Source organism: Pseudofrankia coriaricola, from assembly GCF_001854805.1.
GTDB lineage: Bacteria > Actinomycetota > Actinomycetes > Frankiales > Frankiaceae > Pseudofrankia.
In genome coordinates, this window is the sequence record NZ_MBLO01000028.1 from 1 (window position 1) to 3,847 (window position 3,847).

The following is a 3,847-nucleotide window of genomic DNA, read 5'->3' on the forward strand; positions in this document are numbered from 1 at the left end:
GCCCGGTTCCTCGACGGCCTGGAACTCGTCGAACCCGGCGTCGTCTCCACCTCACTGTGGCGACCCGACCCCGGCACCAACCCCACCCCCGTCGACAGCCACTGCGGCGTCGCCCGCAAATAACACTCACAGTTGCGTTCGGCGACTGGCGGGATTGGTTCGCGACGCTGGAGATGACGACCGCCGCAGTCAACAGCGCCCTGCAACGGGCCAGGGCCCGGCTCGGCGAGGCGGGGCTGCGCGAGGACCAGATCGACGAGCCCGCCGACCCCGGCGACCGCGCCCAGGTCGAGCGGTATGCCGTCGCCTTCGAGAGCGCCGACCTGGCGGCTCTGGAGAAGCTGCTGACCGATGACGCAGTCTTGGAGATGCCGCCGTTCCTCACCTGGTACGCCGGCCGCGAGCCCTACATCCGCTTCATGGCACGCCTCTTCACCCTCCGGGGCACGGGCTGGCGCATGGTGCCGACGCGGGCGAACGGGCAACCCCGCGCTGGCCGCCTACACACGCGCCCAGGACGGCGAATACCACCTGCACACCCTCCAGGTCTTCACCGTCACCGCGTCAGGTATCAGCCGCAACAACGTCTTCCAGGACCAGGACCTGTTCGACTCCTTCGGCCTGCCCGGCAAGATCGGCGGCGCCGAGAAATGACCCCAGGGAATCTTCCGCCAGCCTCGCCGCGACCCCTGTACCGTGCCAGAACTCGGTCTCGGGGCGTTGATCTGCAACTTCGCTGCCAGGCGCCGTGGCGGATGATCGTGGCTCAAGGTCGTGCGACTGGTGTATCTGGTCATGGTGCGGGTGTTCGGCTGGCTCGTCCTGCTCACCCGCAGCGATGCGGCGAGGATGACGGAACTACTGGTCTTGCGCCAGGAGGTCGACGTGCTGCGTCGCCAGGTCGGGCGGCCTCGGTTCACCTGGCCGGATCGCGCGGTCCTGGCCGCGCCGGCCCGACTGCTCCCCCGCGGGGCCCGGTCGTGCCGGCTGGTGACCCCGGCGACGCTGCTGGCCTGGCACCGCCGGCTGGTCCGTCGGCGGTGGATCTACCCGCACCGCACCGGTCGCCCGTCGAATGCACCGACAAGATCTTCCTCTACGGCGAACGCCACACCACTGCCGTAGACGACGTCCTGCACGGCCCCGAGGTGCGCGGTGAGCCCCTCGGCAAGGCCTCCGACCAGACCAGCCACGCTGCCGGCAAAGGTGGCGGTGACAAATCCGCTCACCCCGGAGGCGTGGCCGAGCGCCAGCACCGGATGGTTGTCGTCGTACGTCTCATTGATGTCGTACTCGTCGTAGAACATGATCGCCCTGCCGATGGCGGCGCCCAGGAACGCGCCGACCCCCACGCCGGCACCCGAGCCGGCGCCCGCCGCGAAGGAGGTCGCAAGGCCGGCCGCGACGCCCGCGGGAATGACAGGGAAAAGGCTCGCGACGATGAACCTGACAGGATCCGTGGACCTGGACCGGAGGGCGAACGTGCCGCTACCAATGCCGGCGCCGAGGATCAGGCCGAGGAATCCTCCGTCCCACATGCGGCCCAGGAACGGAGCCGGGCTGTCGGGCGGGAACAGCAGGAAGACGACGACCGCGACGGCGGGCAGGCAGCCCGTGAGCGCGGCCGCGATCAGGGCCATCCGGATAGCGCTGGCCCAGGACAGGGGCTCGTCGCGATCCTCGGCGGGCTGAGTCCCACCGGCCGGCTGAGAACCAACGGCCGCGTCCGCCGCCGTGACAGACGCCGTCCTGGCGAGGGCGGCTCCCGAAGCCGCGCGGCCAAAGCCGTCGGGCCACGCCGATGACCTGTTGAACGACGGACTCTGGCGGCCCGACAGGCCGTGCGGCGTGCCCCCCGCGCCGCGGGGGAAGGGCGGAGCCGAGCCATGGCCGGCTTCCCGAGGAACAGCCGGCCAAGGGAAGTCGGCGGTCGTCGGCGTGGGCCTCGCCGTCGGGAACGGTGGCGGGACCAGGGGCTTCGCACGGCCCGCCAGGGCGACCCGGATGTTGTCGAGAAGTTGGCTCCGGGCGGCGTCGAGCTCCAGGCCGAACAAGTCGAACGAGACGACGGCGTCCAGCAGGGCGGGCCGAGGGCAGTCCTCGACGCGGACCGGGACCAGCTTGCGGTTGAAGCCGTTCGGGTCGGCCCGGTAGGCGGCCTCCCACTCCTTCCTTCCGAACATCGAGCTCAGATACGAGTGCGAGAGGACGGCCAGGGTCCGGCGGGAGCGTTCGATGCCCTCGGCCATGCTGGTCATCCAGTGCGACCCGGGTACGAAATCCCAGACCTGCACCAGGACCTGGTAGCCCGCCTCCTCCAGCTCCCAGGCGATCCACTCCGCCCAGTCGCGGTCGGCGCTGGCGTAGGAGATGAAGAAGTCCCAGCGCTCGTCCCCCGGACGGTCGCCCGTCGTCGTGACCACGGCGTCAGTCGCGATGTCGCCGAGCCACGGAGGCGGCCACCTCGGTTCCCACGAGTGCAAGTATGCTCGCGACCGCTCACCGAGGGCCCGCCCGTGTAGGTTCCCGCGTCGATCTTCCTGCGCGTGCCGTCGATTACCACCTACGCAAGGTCTTCCGCAGGCTCGGCGTGAGTTCCCGCCGCCGGCCAAGCCCTCGGCCGCCCTTTCGGAACGGGAATGGCCCCGGGTCTCGTCGGGGGCCATTCCCGCCTCGCTCACCAGCGGACCCGTCCGTGATCCGCCGACGCAAGATCCTGCGCAGGCCGGCGGGGCTGGTGACGGTCGATCGTGCCGGTCCCGTTGACCGCCCGCCGCAGGTAGCGCTGCAGGATCAGCTGCGCGGCGGCCTCCGACGGGGATTGGCGGCGCGAGCCGCTGGCGTCGTGCGTCGGGACGCGGTTCGAGGCGGTGCTGCCCGGCGGTGACGAGCGCGCCCGGCGGTCAGGCGGGCAGGGGGCGCCGGTCTCCAGGAGTGTCTTCAGGCTGGCGATGACGTTGGGCCAGCCGACGCTGACCATCTCCGCGAGGGTGCTGCCGGGAGCGAACCCGTCGTGCACCACGGTCAGCTTGACCCCGCCGGCGCCGGCGGGCTCGAGGTCGAATCTCACTCGGGTCGATTCGCGACTACCTCAAGATCCGAAGAAGCTGAAGATCCCTTACGGATCACCTTCGCTGTCACGGATCACCTTCGCTGTCATCGCCAACGCCCGACCATTCCAGCCACTGCCCGAACCGATCACAGACCCGGACCGGCTCGCCACCTCGACATCCACCGACGCGACCGGCTCGCCGGCATTCTGCACGAGTATGAACATGCCGCCTGACCTACCCGGACGTGGTTTTCGGCAGGTACAGCCCAACAGCGTCCAAAGCTGGCCAGTTATGTCGCGGTTTGCGGGCCAAAAGGTCTAGCGATTCTAGGGTATACGTGCCCGCCACGGGCAGGACTCACCGCATCGCGGTTGAGGAGCTCGTCGCCTGACCGTAGTGTTCCAGCGCGCCGAGCGATTTTCGCAGGCCACCGTCGAGAGTCTCGTTCTTCATCGCTGAATCAGGAGGACTGGTGTGTCCGTCTCCGCCATGCTGCCCGAAACGACCATGTCAACACCTTACCAGCCGCTTTCCGTGGCACCGCCCGTGATCAGCGGGTACGGGGCTGGAATAATGCCGTTCGGTACGCAGCAGCTCGCGTCCGGGGGAATTTTTAGCGGTCTACCGGGGGGCGTCGCACCGAACGCGTTCGGTGTCGGAACCGGGGTTCTTGTTCCGTTCTCCGTCCAGCAGGCCGTTGCCCAGCAGCAGCTCCAGCAGGCCGCGCTGGCAAACGAGATCGCCCATGTCGCGACGCAGCAGCAGCTCGCGCAGCAGCTGCAGCCGTTCGGTCA

Annotated in this window: 4 protein-coding genes and 1 pseudogene; 3 read left to right on the forward strand and 2 right to left on the reverse strand. The window is 69.3% G+C overall.

The features are described from left to right. The 3 genes and pseudogenes from BCD48_RS52000 to BCD48_RS53195 form a co-directional block, all read left to right on the forward strand. Positions 1-123 (forward strand): SAM-dependent methyltransferase (locus BCD48_RS52000; RefSeq protein ID WP_198543089.1); only part of this gene is annotated, 123 nt, incomplete at its 5' end. Positions 124-173: 50 nt separating this feature from the next. Beyond that, positions 174-452 (forward strand): annotated as a pseudogene (locus tag BCD48_RS55425) (nuclear transport factor 2 family protein); the annotation flags it as partial. Then, positions 352-654 carry a sigma-70 family RNA polymerase sigma factor family protein gene (locus BCD48_RS53195; RefSeq protein ID WP_241841518.1) on the forward strand — a complete coding sequence of 101 codons (303 nt, stop codon included), beginning with the start codon at positions 352-354 and terminating at the stop codon, positions 652-654. The pseudogene BCD48_RS55425 and the gene BCD48_RS53195, both read left to right, overlap by 101 nt. Before the next feature lie 392 nt (positions 655-1,046). Here the strand turns inward: BCD48_RS53195 and BCD48_RS48635 are convergent, their stop codons facing one another. Together BCD48_RS48635 and BCD48_RS56375 are read right to left on the reverse strand one after the other, a co-directional pair. Then, the gene (locus BCD48_RS48635; RefSeq protein ID WP_241841520.1) at positions 1,047-2,423 is read right to left on the reverse strand and encodes a toll/interleukin-1 receptor domain-containing protein; all 1,377 of its coding nucleotides are present in this window, start codon (positions 2,421-2,423) and stop codon (positions 1,047-1,049) included. Between the two features lie 254 nt (positions 2,424-2,677). Next, the gene (locus BCD48_RS56375) at positions 2,678-3,070 is read right to left on the reverse strand and encodes an SRPBCC domain-containing protein (RefSeq protein ID WP_071047075.1); all 393 of its coding nucleotides are present in this window, start codon (positions 3,068-3,070) and stop codon (positions 2,678-2,680) included. Positions 3,071-3,847: the final 777 nt, after the last annotated feature.

Coding starts and splice junctions, on each gene's coding strand:
- BCD48_RS53195 (WP_241841518.1), top strand. CDS start 352: ATGACGCAGTCTTGGAGATGCCGCCGTTCCTCACCTGGTACGCCGGCC.